Genomic DNA, 18,518 nt, shown 5'->3' on the forward strand with positions numbered 1-18,518 from the left:
TTATTGGATAGCCAAGCGACGAACCTATGAGTTATGGCTTGAACGCCATTAATTGATGAGTAACTTCTCGTTTTTAATCATAGAAAACAATTTAACAAACCAAGGGTGATAGCCTTGCCGCCCTCTTATGAAAACTAAGGTAACGTTATGATTCCACTCAATACTTCGATTGTCTCCGGTGTCGCTATTTCAGAGATCGACGGACAAATGAAAATGCTACTAATGAAGCGTGTGAAGGGCGAGTTTTGGTGCCATGTCGCAGGCTCGATTGAAGCAGGTGAAACAGGCTGGCAAGCTATCGTGCGCGAGTTTGAAGAAGAGACCCAAATTAAGGTGGAAGCTTTGTATAACGCGCAGTTTCTGGAGCAGTTTTACGAGGCGCACGTGAATGTGATTGAGCTAATCCCTGTGTTTGCGGTGCTATGCTCGCCCAACCAAGCGATTGAACTGAATGATGAACACACAGACTACCGTTGGTGCAATTTAGAAGAGGCAAAAGCGTTAGCGCCGTTTCCTAATCAACATGCGGTCTACGATCATATCTGGTCGTATTTTGTCGACAAACCAGTAAACCCACTTTACCGAGTTAAATTGAACTAATACTGGCTGTTTAAGATCTAGGACTTACCAAGGTAAGGGGTTAAAAAGGCGCTCACTTGCGCTTGGCATAACCCCACATCCACCTTCACGCCGTGCGATTCGAGGATCGCAACACCACGACCATTATTACGAGGGTCTGGGTCTAGCATCGCCACTACTACGTGTTTTACACCTGCTTTAACTAATGTATTGGCGCAAGCGGGTGTTCTGCCGACAAATGAACATGGCTCTAAAGTTACGTAAGCGGTAACATCTTCCATTATTCCATCATAGCTATTCAGTGCTTCAACCTCGGCGTGGTTTCCGCCGACTTTTTGCGTGTACCCAACAGACACCACCTTATCGTTCTTTACCAAAACGCAGCCTACTGGCGGGTTTGGTTGGCAATCAGGTAGGGCTTGGCGCGAAGCTTCAAGTGCTTGCAGCATGTATTGTTGGTTCATGGTCGTTACTCAGTATGACGAGGGCGCAGCAGTTGGTGAAGTGCGCGTTTGATTTGAGAAGTGGGGCATGTTCGATCTGATTGGACTTTTAGTCAATGGTTTTAGCGTTTGAATTCGAAAGCTAGTTCACTGTGACTAATCGTTAACTTGGGCCACTGGGTTAGCCAATATTTGGATTGTACTCTTTGATCAAAGATATCTCGGCTACGCTTTGGGTTGGGTGTGATTTGCAAATCAAACAAACTCTCTAAACCAAAAGACGAAATACATTCTATGTCTCCATTGAGGCTTTGTTTTACAGCGACGGCGGTTTCTTTCTCTGGCCAATAACTCATCGCATCCAATGAGCCTTGGTAAGGTTCATCCCCATTTCTGGTGTGCATGCAGGCTTGATTGCGAACTTGCCAATTCAGGCCGGGTAACCGTTGTTTAAGCAGAGCCTCGTATCTAAGGTCCGATTCGTAGGAGGTATCAATGGGATCAAAGTAGATCACATCAATATCATTGAGTGGAGTCGGGGAGGCATAACCATGCTGGTGATCCCAAACGAGGTTTCTCACAAAGCCCGCAGCGACATAACACTGCGGTAAATCCAACTGAGCGACACAGTCTAAAACCTTCATTCGTAAGGGATCTTGTTTGATCAACGTGACGATGCGTTTGGCTAGCGGATGTATCATTATGATGTCGGAACATCGGTGACTTGGTAATGACGCGTCACGTTCTGGGAGATTTCACCCCATTCAGACGCTTTTACTCGCTGTTGGTGGGCTTCGAATGCTTCTCGGCTAGTGAATTCTTCATACACTTCAAAGCGATTAGGTTGAAGCGTGCTTTGACTGACTCGAAACACAATACAACCAGGTTCTTCCAGTGTCAGTTCTTTGTGCACAACTAAGGCTTGTGTCACTGCTTCTAGGTCGTTGTCTGGCACGAGAATATGTCCTTGCAGAATTACTTTACTCATAATTACGTCCATTTAATTACGTCTATTTAATTTTGTCCATTACGGCTTTTTTCTATCAAAAGCTCTATCCGTTACAAACATAATCCCATTTTGATGTTGTGACGTATAGGCTAATGTGGCGATTATTTGTTCACAGCGAATACATGTCTAGTTACGCCGTAACTTTAGGGGCTATGTAATCAATAAATGATAAGACACTGGAACTAAATCCGCATTGGTCCGGTCTATTAAATTAGTATCATTGAACTGTATTGATACTGAAATGAATTTGTCATCTGAAAGAACTAACCTTAATTTTGAACAGCGGCTCATAGGATTGAATTGAGCCATAGTTGATATCTAGGTCATACTTTGATGTAAATGGTACTCAAAACTCTATATATTTTGTGATTTGTATCATTGATCTGGGCATCAAACACCGTTAAATTCGAATGGTTGGCAATAAAAATAGCTCATGAAGAGCAGTTAAAGAAAAGGAAATATCCCTTATGAAAAAAATGAGAAGAGCACAGCTTCATCGCGTTCGTATCCAATACTGGAAAGACACGTCAAAAGAAGCATCAAAGAAATAAGCTTTAAATCGTAAAGCTTTAAAAGCTGAAAAGCTTAATCAAATGTAAAACGCAACAAACCGATTTCATTAGCACTCTCAAGGACCTTCATCTGGTCGGCGACTAAAGAAATCATCCCCAAAGAGCTGGCAGGCATTAACAACAATGCAATTCAATGTCAGCTCATTAATACCTCCTCTAAGTTTATCTTCGTTCGTTAAATCTGTTACCCCAAACTAAAGCTTGTTCCTTGTTATCGCATCCCTGTATTCGTTAAAGCCCTGATAATAAAAAAGCTCCCGATCTCTCAGAAGCTTTGATTTAGATTTTGGTACCTGATGTGACTGCCCGATAAAGGCTCGTGCTTAGGATAGACTCTAGCGTTGGAACAGCGTCTTTAAGCTCACATCATCCGTTCTATTTAGTTTTAGGCTCAGCAGATAACCGCCAACGCCAATCAGTAGGTAAATACTTAAAGATAAAACCGGTGCTTCAGCAATCGTGCTGAATGGGTTGCTTGCTGTCAGTACCTTCATTGGCAGTGATGCGATGAGAGATAGGAAATCGTTGATGCCATAGAACCCAAATACAGCGACAGAGAGGAACTTAATCGCATAGCTTGAGATAAAAATGACAAGCAATGGAGAGTTCACCAACTGCGAAATCGCTAGGGTCACGGTTGCCAGTGGCAATAAAACCAGTGCAACTAACATCATTCGTCCAAAGAACACCAACCAGTTACTCAGTACATACAGTAGGGATTGCTGCTCAACCAGTAGCGCCAGTTGTTGCTCGCTAGACACGTTCAATATCCAGAATAGGAAGTCGGCGAACAGCACAAGCAATGCACAGATTGCCGGAATAACCACTAAACCGAAGCCGAGTTTCACACTGTGAGTCATTGCGTTAGATACCGGCATACTTCTCCAAAACATCGAACTGCCTTCTTGGCGCTCTTTACGCAGCGTTTTAGGGATGTAAAGCGTCGATAGGATCAGTGAAATAAGGCCCGCGCCAAAGTAGATCACTGAATTGAGGTCTTGTGCGAACTCTCTGTGGATGTCGCTCACGTCACCGTTCACTTGCATTTCGAAGAAAAACTCATGCTGCGCTGCGCCATTGAAGAACAGACTAACGAACAGTAAGAAACCACATAACGCGACAAACAGAGGCAATCGAGTGTTAATTTTGTGCTCGATGAGTTCTTTTTCTAGCATGTAAAAACTTGGATGCATTATGCCTTCTCCGTCTGTGTTGCAAGGAATAGATCTGCGAGACCAACGTTATAGATGTTACCCAGTGATTCAACCTGCGCTTTGTACTGACCTTCCAACAACCACTTGGTGGTGCCCAGGCCTGATTGCGAGGTCAGTGGGTTGAGTTTCTGTATCTCGCTTGAATGGTTATTTGCGACTTCGATAATGAAATAGTCGTTTTCGATGTCTTCCATGCTCTTTTGCAGCACACAATGGCCTTGTTTTAAAATCAGCACATCCGTTAATAGGTGTTCAATCTCTGAAACCTCATGGCTTGCAATGATCATGGCGCGCTCGCCGTCGTGGAACCACTCGAGTAGATGGCGATAAAAAGTATCGCGGTACAGTAAATCTAGGCCAAGTGTAGGCTCATCTAAGATCAACACTTGGGTGTCAGTCGCGATGATGATCGCAAGGTGAAGTTGTACTTTCATTCCCTTCGAAAGCTGCTTGATAGTCGAAGAGAGCTTGATGTTGGTGCTGCTTAATGTCTGCTCTGCTTTTTGCTTGTTGAAGCTAGGGTGTACACCTTGGGTATATCGAAGAAGTTGTTTAACGGTCATCCACTCGGGTAACACGTTAACATCTGAGATGTACGACAAGTGCAGCATGAGTTCTGCATGCTGGTGGATAGGGTGGTAACCGTTAACCTCAATCTCACCTTGATAGCTGTGTCCGCCAAGCAGAGATTTGATGAGAGTTGATTTACCCGCGCCATTGTGGCCTAGAAGGCCAAGCACTTGCCCCGGCTTTAACTCAAAGCTGATGTTCTCGACACCCACTTGATTTGAATAGGTTTTGGTTACGTTTTTCACGGAAAGTAAAGTACTCATGACTTGTCCTTTATATGTTGTGCTAGCTGTTTCACAAGTTCTTCGACACTCATATCAATGATGCTTAGCGTCTCAGCGATGGCTGGGATCTGTGTATTGATGAATGATTGGTGTGCAGACTCTTTCAATTTTTGAAGTGCCCCTTCGGCCACATACATGCCTTGGCCGCGTTTTTTCTCTACCAAGCCTTCATCCACCAGTAACTGGTAGCTTTTCATGACAGTAAGGTGGTTGATCTTGAGATCAGCAGCAACGGCACGCACCGAAGGCAATGCTTGTTGCTCTAACCAAACACCTTGAAGAATTTGGTCACTGATCTTCGTAGCAAGCTGCCTAAAGATCGGTTGGTCGTCTTTCCATTCGGTCATAATTAAAACTGCATGGTGATATACATGTGTATAACACTAACCTTTTTTCTGAGATAGACAAGCTTTTTCTATAAATTAGCTGAATGTTAAATTTTATGGTTGGATGTTCAGTAAAATAATGAGATTATATGGAATCCTGTTCTGTGGTGTTGAGTTTGTATGTTGCACATTAATGATAAAAAGCTGGTCTGGTTTACTAAATATTTGCCGATCACCATCATCATCTTTTCTGCAATCGTCTTGAATGTGGCGATGTTTACGAGCGTAGACCAGAAGGTCAAGGCATTGGTAGACCTCATCAGAACAGACTACATCTCCGCCCAAAAGGACTCTATTGAGACGCAAGTTCTGCAAGTGTCGCAACAGATAAAGCACACTCAACGTCTTGTCGAAATCGAGGTGAAAAAGCGTATTACTCGTCGGTTAGATAGAGCCTATACCGCCGCACAGAATATCTACTCCTCGAATCAACACCTGCCGGAAGAAGAGCTAAAGTTACTTATTCTTAACGAGATCAGAAAGCTGAGCTACGCGGACAAAAAAGACTATATTTACGCCTACGATATGCAGGGCACAGTGCTGGTTCATCCTCGCGCTCCTGAGTTAGAAAATACCAATCAACTTGAAACGACTGATAGCCGTGGTGTAGCGGTCATCAAACAACAAATAGCGCTTCTTAAACAGAATAATGGGGCTTATTCCCGCTATTTTGTGCCTCGCCCTGGCTTTGATGGACAAGATTTTGAAAAGCCACACATCGACAATACGCACTTCGAAAAACTCAGTTACATTCGTCGGTTCGAACCCTTTGATTGGTATTTCGGTACTGGGATTTCTCTCGATGATGTTAAACGAGTCAGTTACCAAAGAATTCTTGAGATATTGTCGAAGGTAACGGTCGGTGATAATGGATACTTGTTCGTTTTTGAACAGAATGGTGACAGCCTACTTCATGCACACCAAATTCATACAGGGCAAGATCTTAATGTTTACGACGACCTTGGAAACAACTTCAAGCAAGACGTATTAGCACAAGCTGAGTCGGGTGGGTTTGTTGACTACATCACCGTTGATAAACAGGGTTTCATTGGTCCTAAGAGTAGCTACGTAAAAAAGGTCGGAGATTGGGATTGGATAGTGGGTACAGGCGTGTACTTGAACAATATTAATGCTTCCATTGAACACCGAAAAAACCAGCTACTCTTGGACTCACGTAATGAGTTTGGACTGATTCTTATATTAAGTGTGCTGGCAACCTTACTCTGTATTTTTATCAGTGCTCTTGTTAGTCGAAGGATATCGCTGCGCTTTGATCAAATGGAGCAGAGGATTTCTGACGACTTCAATCGAATCCAAAATAGCCGCCGCCGTCTGCAACATATGGCAAGGCACGACTCTCTGACCGCGCTCCCTAATCGCTCTGAGCTTGAACTGCAAGTGAGTCGAGCTATCGCTCATTCGAAATTGGAAGGCAAGCTGGTGGCGTTGGTGTTTGTTGATTTGGATAACTTTAAACGCATCAATGACCAATATGGCCATGCGAGCGGAGATGAACTCCTCAAACAGATAGGTTTGCGATTTGAGCGAATTTTAGGAGCTAACGATATCGTTTCACGCTTTGGAGGCGATGAGTTTGTTTTCTGCCTATCGGGTATTCACGACCTTGCGGAGGCGGAACAGAAAGTCCAACAAATCCAAGATGTCTTCAAACCCTTATTTAATATTCATGGTGCTTCGGTCTCGACACAATGCTCGGCTGGCGTGTCGATGTACCCCTATGATGGAACAGAGGTAGAGGAACTGCTAACCAAAGCCGATGCGATTTTCTATGACGATGTGATCAATCAGAAAGTGAAGTACGGATTTTCAGTCGAAGAACAGCTCAAAACGGCATTAGAGAAGGGCGAGTTCAGTGTACTTTACCAACCTCAAGTGGATTCCCATACCGAGCAGCTAAAAGGCGTTGAGGCTCTGTGTCGTTGGCATAATAGCTTGCTTGGCTTTGTGTCTCCGTTGGATTTTATTCCCGCAGCAGAGCGAATCGGCAAGATTCATGAGATTGGTGAGTTTGTATTAAGGAAAGCGTGTGAAGATACCTTACGTTTGATGTCAAACGGTCCTGAGGCGGTCTGTGTTTCCGTGAACGTGTCACCTAAACAAGTGTTTGAGTTAGGGTTCGACGACAAAGTCATCCGCCTCATTGAAGAAGTCGGCATCGACCCTTGCCGAGTGACGCTAGAACTGACCGAAAACATCCTCATCAAAGACCTGCATATTGTCGAGCCAATATTGAAAAGGCTAAGAGAATATGGATTTGGCATCTCCCTTGATGACTTCGGTACAGGCTTTTCATCACTGAATTACCTAAATACTTTGCCGATCACCGAGATAAAGATAGACCGCTCTTTCATTGGCAAGCTTAATTCCAGCCAACACAGTGAAACCTTGGTGAAAGCCATTATTGATATTGGTGCATCGTGCCAGATGAAGGTCGTGGCTGAAGGGGTTGAAACCCCAGAACAGATGGCGAAGCTACAGCAATACCATTGTGATTTACTACAAGGTTATTACTTTGATAAGCCGCTTTCTGCCCAAGGGTTGATTGACGCCTACTTTCCAGTGGAGCCTGAAGCTTGTGTGAGAGCGACCATTAGCCCTAAACTACACACACTAGACTCAGCAGAACCCGCTGTTGCTTGAACCTCAGGAAATGATATTGGCTAGGTTATCCGTCGGTTGTACTTTGAGGCCTGCTATACAGGTAACCTTGATGTAAGTTGTAGCCTAACTGACACAAGATATATTGCTGCCTGCGCGTCTCGACACCTTCATAAATCATCGTGATATTTGATAAGCGTCCAATCTCCGAGATATTAAGCAATACACCCTGATGGTCTCCCCTGACTCGATATCTTTAACAAAGCAGCGATCCAGTTTTAGATAGGTAGGAGAGATGACATTGATGATTTCGATGTTGTTATTGCCCGTACCGAAGTCATCTAGAGCGATGGTGATACCAAGCTTTTTGATATCCTTAATGTTATCGATAACCTCACATCCATAGCCAATGTTCGAATATTCAGTAATCTCGACGACAAACTCATTCGCTTCCATCGCGACTAAATGCTCTCTGAGCCTTGCGAAGTTCGACCCTACCAAAGCACTTGGGCACACGTTGACACCATAGATCTCATGGCTGTTGTTTAACTTCGCTTTTCTAACTGTCTCGATGAGCAAGATAGTGTGAAAGGTGAGTAAATTGGTGCGTCTCATGGTGTTGATGAAGCTTAAAACGCCAACGTTACGCACACGAGATAACAACTCGTAATAGAGAACGCTGTTGTCTTCAGTGTTGATGATCGGCTCTTCTTCAAAGGAGATGTGTTTCCAACGAAACAGGTAGATCACAAAGCCCAGAATATAGGATCGATAAAGCAGCGTGGCGAGTATCAGAGAAAGTGCAATCCACAACGCAACTATATCGTCACTGTAGAAGGTGATGGTTGCACCGGTTGGCAGGGAAGTTTGATAGATAGATTTAGTCTCTTCGCCAAGGTTTAAGATGTAGTAACCATTTTTTTTGATGGAAATAGAATCGACTAACAGAGGCAATAATGAGTTCTTGTATCGAGCTTCGATAGAGCGCTTAGATATTCGAGCAACCATCTCAATGTCGTGCTCGGTATCCATGAAGCGTGAATAGGCAAAGTCAGCACTATCGTAGAAGTCGTCTACTTGATTGAGCTCTATCATCTTAGAACGTGTTTTAGAGATATAGCAGGAGCCATAAGGTGTGGTCATGACGACAGAATCAAGGTTAAGGGAGTGCCTTAGCGAGTGCACAGCCCCATGGCTATCGCAACCGTAGTCCATGACTTCCGATGCAATATGTTTGGTGTTCTCACTGTATTCATTCGCAATCTTCGTCGTATAAAGGATTTGGAAAAAGTAGACAACGAATAGGAAAAAGGAAGAGATGGTGAACACGGCTATCAGAGCCTTGATCAGCTCTCGATGATAGGTGTTGAACATCAGTTTCAACATCTCGAACTGGCTGGGCTTGAACTGGTTGATGTCGTACTTTGGTGCGATACGGTTGGTTGAGCTTTTATCGAGATCGATAAAGTAACCTACCTTATAAAGGTTAGAGATAAGTTCGCTATTATTATCAACCTTCGCTTTTTTACATAAGCTTCGATATTTCTTTCTTATAGAAGCAATAATGTTTTTTAACGCGTATAAGCTAAACTCTTCGTCAAAGTGTAATTTAAAAGATTCTTCAACATCTCTTGCAGATTGAGGGTTTGATATTGACGAGTGTTCAATAAGATATTTGAAAACAAAACTCTCTTTACTATTAAGAGTTTCCTCTGATATCTTATTACTGTCTCTTTTTATGTATATTTTTTCTTCATTGTAGATTAGTTGCAAGCTCTCATTATTGTTATTTATATTGAAAGAACAGTGCATAGCTCAACTCCTAAGCGATAGTTATTATATTTGTGTGATGGATATGTGATGGCTGGGATTTTCATTCAACACAAGAGTTCGATCTAAATAATATAACCAAAATGTCACCATTTTCTCTCAAGATGTTGATACTAATCGCAGAATTTGGGCTTTAATGAAAGGTTATGGAGATGTTCACCCAAAAGTTGAATTTATAAATGAAAGCCAATGATTTACAAGGGGTAAAGGGGATTTATCCATTTGTTTTGGTATTTATCCATTTCACAGCTTCTACGCGGTAGGTTTAGCGACTGGATTTAGAGGTTTCTAATGTAGCTTCTGGTGGTATTCATTCAGCTTATCGATGTGTCAGATTTATCAGAATTTTTCAGGATAAAATTAAATTATGTCAATTTATGTGATATTAATATAATTTAATTTTCTTGTTGGTTTGGTAATTGAATTAAATTGGTCAATGATAGAATTAATTATATTTGTTGAATAATTGACTTTAACTTATTCTGTCACATATTTTAAATGATGAAGATTTAAGTTGGGATATTTAAAATAGGGAAAGGATGATGTTTATCATGAGGTGTTGATTAAAGGATTTTAATGGGATTATTACTGACACATGTATCAAACATGTGTCCATGTAAATATTCATCGGCTAGTGATGAAAATAAGATATGAATGAGGTGGGTGTTATACCATGAGCACTACCTAAAAGTGTAAGCAGTAACAAGTTAGATCAATTAGTGTTATTTTTGAGCAAATGTTAGCGTAACCACATGATATTCAAAGATCTGTTGCGGTGGTTTTGTGTTAACTATGAAAGCGTGCAATTGTTGAGTATTTAACATGCACCATCAAGCACCACGATTTGTGGTTCTTTTTCTGGCTGATAAAGCACCTGACAAAAGTCTCCTTCTGGCAAATAGGTGTAGTTTTCGGTGTCGAAAGAGATGGCGGCTACTCTTTCTGCATTGCTGCCAGAGTCTACTTCTTTGTTGATAACATGAAGCTCTGTTGCGTCGATATTGAGCAGTCTTCTTAGCGAATCAACATAGGCGATTGGATAACCATGGCAGACGTAGTAGGTCTCAATCTCCGTCTTTTCAACATAGTTGCACTCATCTTCAACGCCAGCAATTGCTGACTTCGCGTAGATCATATCGATACCCGTGCGAAGGTTACCAGCCACATCGTGTATTTTGCTCGCCCGAGCACTTCCTTGAACGTCTAAGAACTTGACCATAGCTGTCGCCGAAACGACCGCTAAAATTAATACAGAGATGATGAGCTCTAAGAGAGTGAAGCCGTTTTGTCTGTTCATGGTTACCGATTATTTACTCTGCTAAAGGGACGGAATGAGGGTAATCTAAATACCAAAGTCATTACAGTTAGTGGGTATAATGGTTTGGTGTTTTACTGTGTGAGTCTCTAAGAAAATTTCTTTATAAACAATAGCTTAGTTATTTTTGCTTACTGTTAAACGCTATGTAAGCATACGTAAGCGTGCACACCCACAGCAGCCGATTGTTTACGAAGTATTCAAACTACTTAATTTATTGATAAATAAGTCTTTAATTGTGGATTTGTCGACCGTTCAAAAACTGACTTTCGACTTCATTTGAGGGAATTGGCTTACTAAATAAAAATCCCTGAAGATACTCGTATCCACAATCGATTAAGAACGCTTTTTGCGTTTCGGTTTCGACACCTTCAGCAACCACTTTCAACCCCAATTTTTCACAGATAGCATGGGTGGCTTGGACAATCGCTTTGCTCCCTTTGTGTGAACCGTGGACGAAGCTTTTATCGAGTTTCACGGTGCTAATCGGTAAGTCATGCAACATCGACAGTGACGAGTAGCCTGTGCCAAAGTCATCAAGGTGAAGCTCTACGCCCAATTTAGAAATATCGCTTAATGCTTGCCTGACTTCACCATGTTTGAAGATCATGGAAGATTCGGTGATTTCAAGGGCGATACTTTGAGGTTGGATATTGTAGAAGTTCAACATTGCTAATAGCTGCTCGGCAAAGGTGGCGTGCATCTGAATACTCGAAATATTGATACTCATCATCAACTCACTATCAAACTCACGTTGCCATATAGATAGCTGTTTGAGTGCAGAGTTAAGAACCCATTTGCCGAGCGGTACAATCTGTCCTGTCTCCTCCGCTAAGCTAATAAACTCATCAGGGCCTATGTTACCTAGTTCTTTGTCTGACCATCGAAGCAAGGCTTCAAACCCTTTCACCTTGTCGCTGTTGGTGTTCATGATCGGTTGATAGTGAAGGTTGAGATCGTCGTTTTCTATGGCACGTGCCAGTCGGTGGCGGATCTCTACTTTGCGATGCAGGGTTTGTGCTAAGTCTGGGGTAAACGTTTGGAAGCGGTTTCGACCATTCGCTTTAGCAAGATGCATCGCCATACCAGCTTGTTTTAGCAATGTTTCTTGGTCAACCGCGTTATCAGGGAAATGTGCGGTACCTATGCTGCAACCGACAGACAAACTGCCGATGCCTCTAATATGGAAACTCCGATTTAATGCATCAATGATGCGAGAGCAGAGTAGTGGGATATTTTGATTTCGGCAGGTGTGCGCAATAACAATGAATTCGTCGCCACCAAATCGCCCGATCATGCATTTCTCATCAACCAATTGTTTAAGGCGTTCACCAACCTGTTTGAGTAGTTGGTCTCCGACAGTGTGCCCATAAGTGTCATTAACTAATTTGAAGCCATCAAGGTCGACAAACATCAATTCAAAAGGTGAGCGATAGGCAATGCTGGTTTCTAGAAGTTTGGTGATGCCACGGCGATTATAAAGCTCCGTTAAACAGTCGTGTTCTGCGTTGTATCTGGCTTTTATCAGCTTCTCTTTTTGCTTTGTGGTACAGGTTAGGTTTAACAGCAGTTCGCTTTTATCAAAGAGCCACTTTCCTTGCACATCAAAATGGTGTGTCTTGCCATCTATTTCGCAGCTGACTTCTTCTAATATCTCTCGGCCTTTACGCACGGTAAACAGCCATTGTGCTGCTCTCTCTTCACTCGAAACGAATTCGGATAGGGTGCTAAACGGTGAGCCGTAGTTGTGAAAAAATGCGGAGTTAGCACTCACTACGCTTCCCGACTTATTAAACAGAAGGGAGAGGTTTGCACCATCAGAGCAAGCGAGGTCGTGCCTTAAGCTTCCTTCTTCAGCGACGACTTGTACCAACATACCCGTTCGACCATCGTGCAATGGGATCCCAGAAAACAGACATAATGCACGCTTCGAAATGTAGTTGGGAGTGAAGTTCCACCATGTCTTGATGCTTTCGTTGCGTAGAAATTGCCTTTGGTACTCTTCTAATGTCGCTTCGATTGCTTTTGACATCTCGACACTAAAGTCGCGTGATGTCAGCTCAAATAGAGATTCAGACTCCCACAGAGGAAGGGCGCTGCTGTTTGCCCAAGTTATTCTCTTATTATCAATGTCATATATCCAAATTGGACACTGGAGATGCTCGAAAGGTTGATAACTTGTCATCATATTGAACTCGGTGAACTGATATTTTGGTCGAACAGCGACCACCGAAATCGTGTGTTCGGTCGTCGCGTATCAAATTGAATTCTTGCCTTTAATCGCTGTTAAGAAACTGTTTTGAAGAACCGTAATGATCTACAGAACAACAAAGAGCTTAAGAACAGCAAAGCGCTACAAAAGAAACAGCGTGTTAAAGGTTCAGTGAGCGGATGATTTTAGTCACTTTACCTTCAGGGGTACTTTCGATGACATAGCCTTTCTTATCATCAAAAATCTCTCCGTCGATGAAGTGCCAACCATTTGGTTTTTGGATGATCTCTTTAGGAAAGCTCTCATCAAACATAGAGTGGTTTGGATAGACAGTTTCGATAGCTTCAAATAATAGCTGTGCTTCATCTTGATTGGTCACCACGAAGTCTTCTTTCAGGCACATCGTCAATTCAGGTAGAGGTTGAGTGGTGAAGGGTTCTGTCATCGAGCCTAAGACACCGTTATGTGCGTAAAAGCGGTATGAGCCAGAACTGCTCTCGCTTCCGTCTGGTGACTTAATGTAAGGCGTTGCACTGTAGAACTCACAGTTGAATACCATCTTTTGAATAATGCTGCTTTGTGGCGTGACCTGAATGTCTATCCAAGAGCTGACTTGCGCTTGAATCTGATTCACCATTTCTTGTTTATTGGTGTCTGCCATGAGTGGTGTTGAAACTAAAGCGGTGGTGGTCAGTAACAGTGAAAGCGTTTTATTCATCTTAAAATGGGCCCTGTAGAAGTGATTATTGCATAATATTGAATCTATTCATTAATTGGCTGAATGTTACTTTAAGAGGCTATTGCTTAACAGGATCTACCTCACGATGAAAAATGGAAAGCTCTGATCGTAGAGTTGGGTAATCGATTACCTTTGCTTGTAAGTCTATTTATTTGAATTTTTAATCTAATAAAATTGGTATTTACAGTGCTATTAACTGTTATGTCATTGGTGTACGGATAGTTGGTTTGATTGGGTTTTGTAAACACCTCAAATGTAAGTGAGCGTAAGAAAATAAAGCAAATGTAAGCGGGTGGTAGGCGATTAAAACACAGCAAATAATGTGCTCTGAAAGAGGAAACCTTGATAAACCAAGGCGCACTGGCTGTTGCTTCTCTATTTTGTAAACGTGTATGTACAAAAGTGATTACTATGTTTTGCGTACGGTAAATGTAGGGCTCTGATCGCAACATTGATGATCTATGACCAGTATATATACTGCCCTCGCTTTTAATAAATACTGGTGATAGGAATGTCAAAAACCAAAGTGCTCATTGTTGAAGATGACCAAGAGATAGCTCGTTTAACGACGCTTTACCTCGAAGCCGAAGGTTACAATGTTAGCGTTGTTCATGAAGGGAACTTGGCACTTGAAGCGATCCGAAGTATTGAACCTGATTTAGTGCTGTTGGACTTGATGCTCCCAGGGATGAGCGGCGCGCAGATTTGCCGTCAAGCCCGTGAGTTTTACAATGGAATGATTTTAGTGCTAACGGCTTCCGCTGATGAAATGAGCGAGGTCAGCTTGTTTAAATTTGGTGCGGACGATTACGTTGCCAAGCCGATTCGTGGCCATGCCTTGTTAGCGCGAATTGAAGCGTTATTGCGTCGAGCTGCTCCCGTAACAACTGCGCAAGAAACTACGGCTGAAAAACAGTGCGATATTGTAATCAACAGCTCTGCTCAAAGTGCCACGCTCTATGGCCAAAACCTCAAGCTTACTTCTGCTGAATTTGAAATCTTAAACCTTCTCGTTAATAACATCTGTCAGGTCGTGACTCGAGACCAGTGCTGTCAGCTATTTAGAGGAATTGATTACGCGTTTAATGATCGCTCGATTGATATGCGGGTGTCTGGATTACGCCGAAAGCTGCGCATTCACGCAAAAGACAAACAGTTGATTCGTACGGTTCGCAACAAGGGATACATGCTGGTTGCGTAAGTTCATTGCTACGAAGCTTCGCTCGGTTTCGATGTTTGCTCGCTTATACCTTGGGATTGTGACTGGGATGTCGGCAACGATATTTTTGTTTTTGAACCTTGGTGAAGGGCACATGCGACGCACCGAGATCGAAACCTTTCTCAATGATGGCATCTACTTTGCGGAGCAGTATGTTCGTCAACATAATCAAGAAAACTCACTCTATAAAGAGCTCGATAGAACAGGCTACCAACAATTTTATATCTTCAATTTACGCCTGTTGGAGAATTGGTCGGGCGAGGCGCCTTGCCAACAATGTGAGTTATACACAACCTTAAACGGTGTGCCGATATATCTAAGTGATGACAGCCTCTATTCGGCTGTGTTTCAGCTACCAAACTCTAAATTTAGTTTTGGGTTCAGTGAGGTAGGGGACTTCTTCTCTCCTGACATTGAATGGTATGAAGACTCAGAACGACACTTTTTGTTAGGGCTGTTATTGGCTGTGATCGTGGCGATTGGAGCAAGTGTTTACTTACCTGTGAGGCGTTTTCAAGAAAGAATAGAGTTGCTCGTCGAGAAGCAGAAACAGTTTGGTAAGGGCAAGCTTAGTACTCGATCTGACATGGACGACATCCATCCTGTTTCTGATTTGGCCAGCAGTTTTAACTTCATGGCTGAAGAGATTGAAAGCAAAGTAAAACAAAGTCATATCTTCGCTCAAGCTATCCCACACGAAGTGAGAACTCCGCTAAGTCGTATTCAACTAGCGACCGATATCCTAAGAAGGGGAGCACCCGATAATCATCAGGTTCTTTTCGATGACATTGATACCTACATTGAGGATATCAACGAGCTCACGTCAGAAATCATCATGCTTTCGAAGTTGAATGTCATGGATAACTCTTTCTTTGAGCTCGTTAAAGTGACCTCCGATCTTCGTGAGTATTGCCTAGACCGAATTCGTTACTCGAAACTAGAGAATGCCACCTTTGAATCTAAGGTACAGCTAGAGTGCAAGATTAAGTGTGACTGTTCAATGGCGCGCTTGGTGTTTGATAACGTTCTCAAGAATGCTGGCAATTACACACAAGACAAAGTGTGGATGACGTTAGATGAGAACTCAGAAAACTGGCTGGTGGTGATTGAAGATAATGGTTCTGGAATACCGGAGAATAAGCGTGATGAGGTATTTCTACCGTTCTCTCGACTAGACTCAAGCAGAACGTCGACCACCGGCGGATTGGGATTAGGCCTCGCGATTGCTCTATCTGCGGCTAAAAAGCTTTCTTGGGATATCAAAATCGACGACAGCAATTATGGTGGCGCCAAGTTCAGTATCGTGATTCCTAAAATCGCATAAGCAGTAGCTTTAAGAGCTCTTCAGGCTCGTCAAATAACAAAGCCACGGACTAATACCGTGGCTTTTTCATATTCCGATTTACAAGCGAGTGACTTCTTAGTTACTACTGCTTAGAGCTTAGAGCTTAGAGCTTAGAGCTTAGAGCTTAGAGCGATGAAGGCCATAAATAGCGTGGTCAATGATGCGACCATTCAAGTTTTCGTTACGCGTGATGATACCTTCTAACGTGAAATGTAAGCGCTCACATACCTTACGGCTGCTTTGGTTACCGGTTGCGGCTGATATCTCGACCTTTTCCATATCTAACTCATTGAAAGCAATATCAATCAGCTTCTGGACAACTCGAGTCACAATCCCCTTTCCTTGGTATGCCTCAGATAACCAATAACCTATCGTCACCTTTTGCTTATCATGGTCAATGGTATTGAAACTGCAGTTACCGACGACCTTGTCTTGATACACGATCGCACAGGTCATACTTTTCCCTTCCGCATAATCGTGTAGCGAGCGTTGGATGAAGATCCTAAAGTCTTGCTCGGTTTTACAATGTGGCGGCCACACGAGCCATTGGCTTAGGTACTCATTCTGGCTTTGTGAGATTTCCGCGTAGTGAGAAGCGAAGCTCTCTTCAACCAATGCGATGGAGAGTTCGTTGTCGATAACCGTTTTAAACATGTCTTTCCTTTTCTTATGGCTGCTTAATTTAAGCGAATCTTAGTCGGCAGGCTATAATGTCGCATGATTTTTAATATGCAACCACTTGTAGCACGGATTTTTCGTGATACGTTAGTTCTATCACGAAACTCATTAAACCTTACAATAGTTGTGTATATAATCATTAGCTATGCATTAGTATTAGCGGCCTAAATATATAAAAACTATAAAAATGCTAGGCTTAAATAATGAATCAACATTGCCAGGACGTGACCGTGGACCTAAGGAAGGCTCTATTCGGTATTGCTAAGGCGCTTGATAACGTCGGTTTCGAAAGCAAAAATCATGGACAGAGAGTGGGCTACATCGCGTATCGATGTGCTCTGAGTGTGGGGTGGGAAGAAGAGCAAGCGCAGCTCGCGTTTTCGTTAGGCTTGATTCACGACTGTGGTGTTTCGCAAATTGATGAACAGCTCAGCTTAACGTCTGGGTTTGTACCCGACTCAAGCTATCACCATTGTCAAAAGGGCTACCAAATATTAAAAGAGTGCCCAGTTCTTTCTATATTCGCTAAGCCGGTTCTTTATCATCATACTCCGTGGTCTGAGCTAAAGGCTATTCATATCAGCGAGTTAGAAAAAGAGCTAGCTGCCATCGTGATGCTTGCCGATAGGGTCGATTATCTATACGGCATAACCTCTTCTGATCGTTATGGAAACCTAACACCCGATGGCAAAGCGAGCATCATTGAACGTTTGACTGAACAAGCCGATGAGATGTTCGAAACCAACCTTGTTCAACACATGTGTGAGTTGGTCGATCTGGATGATTTCTGGTTTTCTATGGAGATCCCATACATCGAGAACATGAGGGATAATTTTGAGCCTGTGCCATTCTTCTCTCAACAGATGTCGCTGGATGAGACGGTGGCCTTTGCCGAATTTATTGCCAACGTTGTTGATACCAAAAGTTCGTTTACCTTTAAGCACTCTTTGAAGGTTGGGCAGCTTTCTGAATACCTCGCTAAACAATTGGGCTATTCATACACCACTCAGCGTAAACTCTATCTGGCTGGGTTGGTTCATGATATCGGTAAACTGCAAACCCCTAATGACATTCTGCATAAGCCGGATTTGCTGACCGAAGAAGAGTATTGCTGTATTAAACGCCATGCAACGGACACTCGATTCGCACTGCAGGAGTTGTTCAGTTCTCCTCAAGTTTGTCAGTGGGCATCTAATCACCATGAAAGGTTAGATGGTTCGGGTTACCCAATGGGCAAAACGGCGGAAGAGTTGGATCAACCCAGTCGAATTGTTGCTGTGGTGGATGTGTTTCAAGCGCTGACTCAGTCTCGCCCTTATCGTGCAGGTATGACGTTAGAAGAAACACTCGCTATTTTGACGGACTACGTTGATAACTTTAAGTTGGATCGAGAAGTGTTTGAGTGCCTTAATAAACACGCGCAATATTGCTTTGAATTATCGACAGATAAACGAATGTACGCGTTTTAACGCCACTGAATGCTTTCGAGGTGTGATGCCCTAAC

The 18,518-nt window shown here is 42.9% G+C and carries 15 protein-coding genes and 1 pseudogene; 5 read left to right on the forward strand and 11 right to left on the reverse strand.

What is annotated here, in order from left to right; genetic code table 11:
- Positions 1 to 147 precede the first annotated feature (147 nt).
- On the forward strand, positions 148 to 600 hold the full coding sequence (locus AB4484_RS11270) for an NUDIX pyrophosphatase (RefSeq protein WP_372078138.1): 453 nt from the start codon (positions 148 to 150) through the stop codon (positions 598 to 600).
- Between the two features lie 17 nt (positions 601 to 617).
- Here AB4484_RS11270 and AB4484_RS11275 read toward each other — a convergent pair whose 3' ends face one another.
- From AB4484_RS11275 to AB4484_RS11300, 6 genes are all read right to left on the reverse strand, one after another.
- Complete coding sequence (locus tag AB4484_RS11275) at positions 618 to 1,043, reverse strand: bifunctional diaminohydroxyphosphoribosylaminopyrimidine deaminase/5-amino-6-(5-phosphoribosylamino)uracil reductase RibD (RefSeq protein ID WP_372078140.1); 426 nt, start codon at positions 1,041 to 1,043, stop codon at positions 618 to 620.
- A gap of 101 nt (positions 1,044 to 1,144) precedes the next feature.
- Positions 1,145 to 1,723 (reverse strand): nucleotidyltransferase family protein, encoded by a 579-nt coding sequence (locus AB4484_RS11280; RefSeq protein ID WP_372078142.1) that lies wholly within the window; start codon positions 1,721 to 1,723, stop codon positions 1,145 to 1,147.
- Positions 1,723 to 2,010, reverse strand: a complete 288-nt coding sequence (locus tag AB4484_RS11285; RefSeq protein ID WP_017088686.1) for a putative quinol monooxygenase — start codon at positions 2,008 to 2,010, stop codon at positions 1,723 to 1,725. Before AB4484_RS11285 ends, AB4484_RS11280 begins: the two co-directional genes overlap by 1 nt.
- Positions 2,011 to 2,938: 928 nt before the next feature.
- A complete protein-coding gene (locus AB4484_RS11290) occupies positions 2,939 to 3,796 on the reverse strand; it encodes a hypothetical protein (RefSeq protein ID WP_372078145.1) in 858 nt (285 codons plus the stop codon).
- Entirely contained in the window at positions 3,796 to 4,650 is an 855-nt protein-coding gene (locus AB4484_RS11295) for an ABC transporter ATP-binding protein (RefSeq protein ID WP_017060586.1), read from the reverse strand. The genes AB4484_RS11290 and AB4484_RS11295 overlap by 1 nt, the downstream gene beginning before the upstream one ends.
- Positions 4,647 to 5,018, reverse strand: coding sequence for a GntR family transcriptional regulator (locus tag AB4484_RS11300; RefSeq protein WP_048661561.1), 372 nt, complete (start codon positions 5,016 to 5,018; stop codon positions 4,647 to 4,649). The genes AB4484_RS11295 and AB4484_RS11300 overlap by 4 nt, the downstream gene beginning before the upstream one ends.
- Positions 5,019 to 5,177: 159 nt before the next feature.
- Here AB4484_RS11300 and AB4484_RS11305 point away from each other — a divergent pair, with 159 nt between their 5' ends.
- Entirely contained in the window at positions 5,178 to 7,718 is a 2,541-nt protein-coding gene (locus AB4484_RS11305; protein WP_372078148.1) for an EAL domain-containing protein, read from the forward strand.
- Positions 7,719 to 7,743: 25 nt separating this feature from the next.
- Here AB4484_RS11305 and AB4484_RS11310 read toward each other — a convergent pair.
- From AB4484_RS11310 to AB4484_RS11325, 4 genes and pseudogenes are all read right to left on the reverse strand, one after another.
- A pseudogene (locus AB4484_RS11310) lies at positions 7,744 to 9,488 on the reverse strand (EAL domain-containing protein).
- A gap of 835 nt (positions 9,489 to 10,323) precedes the next feature.
- Positions 10,324 to 10,803: a type II secretion system protein gene (locus AB4484_RS11315; RefSeq protein ID WP_372078150.1), complete on the reverse strand. Its 480-nt coding sequence runs from the start codon at positions 10,801 to 10,803 to the stop codon at positions 10,324 to 10,326.
- Between the two features lie 250 nt (positions 10,804 to 11,053).
- A complete protein-coding gene (locus AB4484_RS11320) occupies positions 11,054 to 13,009 on the reverse strand; it encodes a putative bifunctional diguanylate cyclase/phosphodiesterase (protein ID WP_372078152.1) in 1,956 nt (651 codons plus the stop codon).
- Positions 13,010 to 13,193: 184 nt separating this feature from the next.
- Positions 13,194 to 13,751, reverse strand: coding sequence for a hypothetical protein (locus AB4484_RS11325; protein WP_372078154.1), 558 nt, complete (start codon positions 13,749 to 13,751; stop codon positions 13,194 to 13,196).
- 532 nt (positions 13,752 to 14,283) lie between these two features.
- Here AB4484_RS11325 and AB4484_RS11330 point away from each other — a divergent pair.
- Together AB4484_RS11330 and AB4484_RS11335 are read left to right on the forward strand one after the other, a co-directional pair.
- Positions 14,284 to 14,973 (forward strand): response regulator transcription factor, encoded by a 690-nt coding sequence (locus tag AB4484_RS11330; protein WP_048617038.1) that lies wholly within the window; start codon positions 14,284 to 14,286, stop codon positions 14,971 to 14,973.
- A complete protein-coding gene (locus AB4484_RS11335; RefSeq protein WP_372078156.1) occupies positions 14,966 to 16,315 on the forward strand; it encodes a sensor histidine kinase in 1,350 nt (449 codons plus the stop codon). The genes AB4484_RS11330 and AB4484_RS11335 overlap by 8 nt, the downstream gene beginning before the upstream one ends.
- Positions 16,316 to 16,453: 138 nt before the next feature.
- Here AB4484_RS11335 and AB4484_RS11340 read toward each other — a convergent pair whose 3' ends face one another.
- On the reverse strand, positions 16,454 to 16,990 hold the full coding sequence (locus AB4484_RS11340; RefSeq protein WP_059019039.1) for a GNAT family N-acetyltransferase: 537 nt from the start codon (positions 16,988 to 16,990) through the stop codon (positions 16,454 to 16,456).
- A 227-nt stretch (positions 16,991 to 17,217) separates the two neighbouring features.
- Between AB4484_RS11340 and AB4484_RS11345 the strand changes: the two genes are divergently transcribed.
- A complete protein-coding gene (locus AB4484_RS11345) occupies positions 17,218 to 18,483 on the forward strand; it encodes an HD-GYP domain-containing protein (RefSeq protein WP_050644072.1) in 1,266 nt (421 codons plus the stop codon).
- Positions 18,484 to 18,518: the final 35 nt, after the last annotated feature.

The organism is Vibrio sp. 10N.261.46.A3, assembly GCF_041472995.1.
Classification (GTDB): domain Bacteria; phylum Pseudomonadota; class Gammaproteobacteria; order Enterobacterales; family Vibrionaceae; genus Vibrio; species Vibrio coralliirubri.

What these genes read in the sequence shown, in the direction of transcription:
- AB4484_RS11305 (WP_372078148.1), top strand. Translation starts at nt 5,178, where the DNA reads ATGTTGCACATTAATGATAAAAAGCTGGTCTGGTTTACTAAATATTTG.
- AB4484_RS11320 (WP_372078152.1), bottom strand. Translation starts at nt 13,009, where the DNA reads ATGATGACAAGTTATCAACCTTTCGAGCATCTCCAGTGTCCAATTTGG.
- AB4484_RS11280 (WP_372078142.1), bottom strand. Translation starts at nt 1,723, where the DNA reads ATGATACATCCGCTAGCCAAACGCATCGTCACGTTGATCAAACAAGAT.
- AB4484_RS11270 (WP_372078138.1), top strand. Translation starts at nt 148, where the DNA reads ATGATTCCACTCAATACTTCGATTGTCTCCGGTGTCGCTATTTCAGAG.
- AB4484_RS11325 (WP_372078154.1), bottom strand. Translation starts at nt 13,751, where the DNA reads ATGAATAAAACGCTTTCACTGTTACTGACCACCACCGCTTTAGTTTCA.
- AB4484_RS11290 (WP_372078145.1), bottom strand. Translation starts at nt 3,796, where the DNA reads ATGCATCCAAGTTTTTACATGCTAGAAAAAGAACTCATCGAGCACAAA.
- AB4484_RS11340 (WP_059019039.1), bottom strand. Translation starts at nt 16,990, where the DNA reads ATGTTTAAAACGGTTATCGACAACGAACTCTCCATCGCATTGGTTGAA.
- AB4484_RS11315 (WP_372078150.1), bottom strand. Translation starts at nt 10,803, where the DNA reads ATGAACAGACAAAACGGCTTCACTCTCTTAGAGCTCATCATCTCTGTA.
- AB4484_RS11275 (WP_372078140.1), bottom strand. Translation starts at nt 1,043, where the DNA reads ATGAACCAACAATACATGCTGCAAGCACTTGAAGCTTCGCGCCAAGCC.
- AB4484_RS11295 (WP_017060586.1), bottom strand. Translation starts at nt 4,650, where the DNA reads ATGAGTACTTTACTTTCCGTGAAAAACGTAACCAAAACCTATTCAAAT.
- AB4484_RS11285 (WP_017088686.1), bottom strand. Translation starts at nt 2,010, where the DNA reads ATGAGTAAAGTAATTCTGCAAGGACATATTCTCGTGCCAGACAACGAC.
- AB4484_RS11300 (WP_048661561.1), bottom strand. Translation starts at nt 5,018, where the DNA reads ATGACCGAATGGAAAGACGACCAACCGATCTTTAGGCAGCTTGCTACG.
- AB4484_RS11330 (WP_048617038.1), top strand. Translation starts at nt 14,284, where the DNA reads ATGTCAAAAACCAAAGTGCTCATTGTTGAAGATGACCAAGAGATAGCT.
- AB4484_RS11345 (WP_050644072.1), top strand. Translation starts at nt 17,218, where the DNA reads ATGAATCAACATTGCCAGGACGTGACCGTGGACCTAAGGAAGGCTCTA.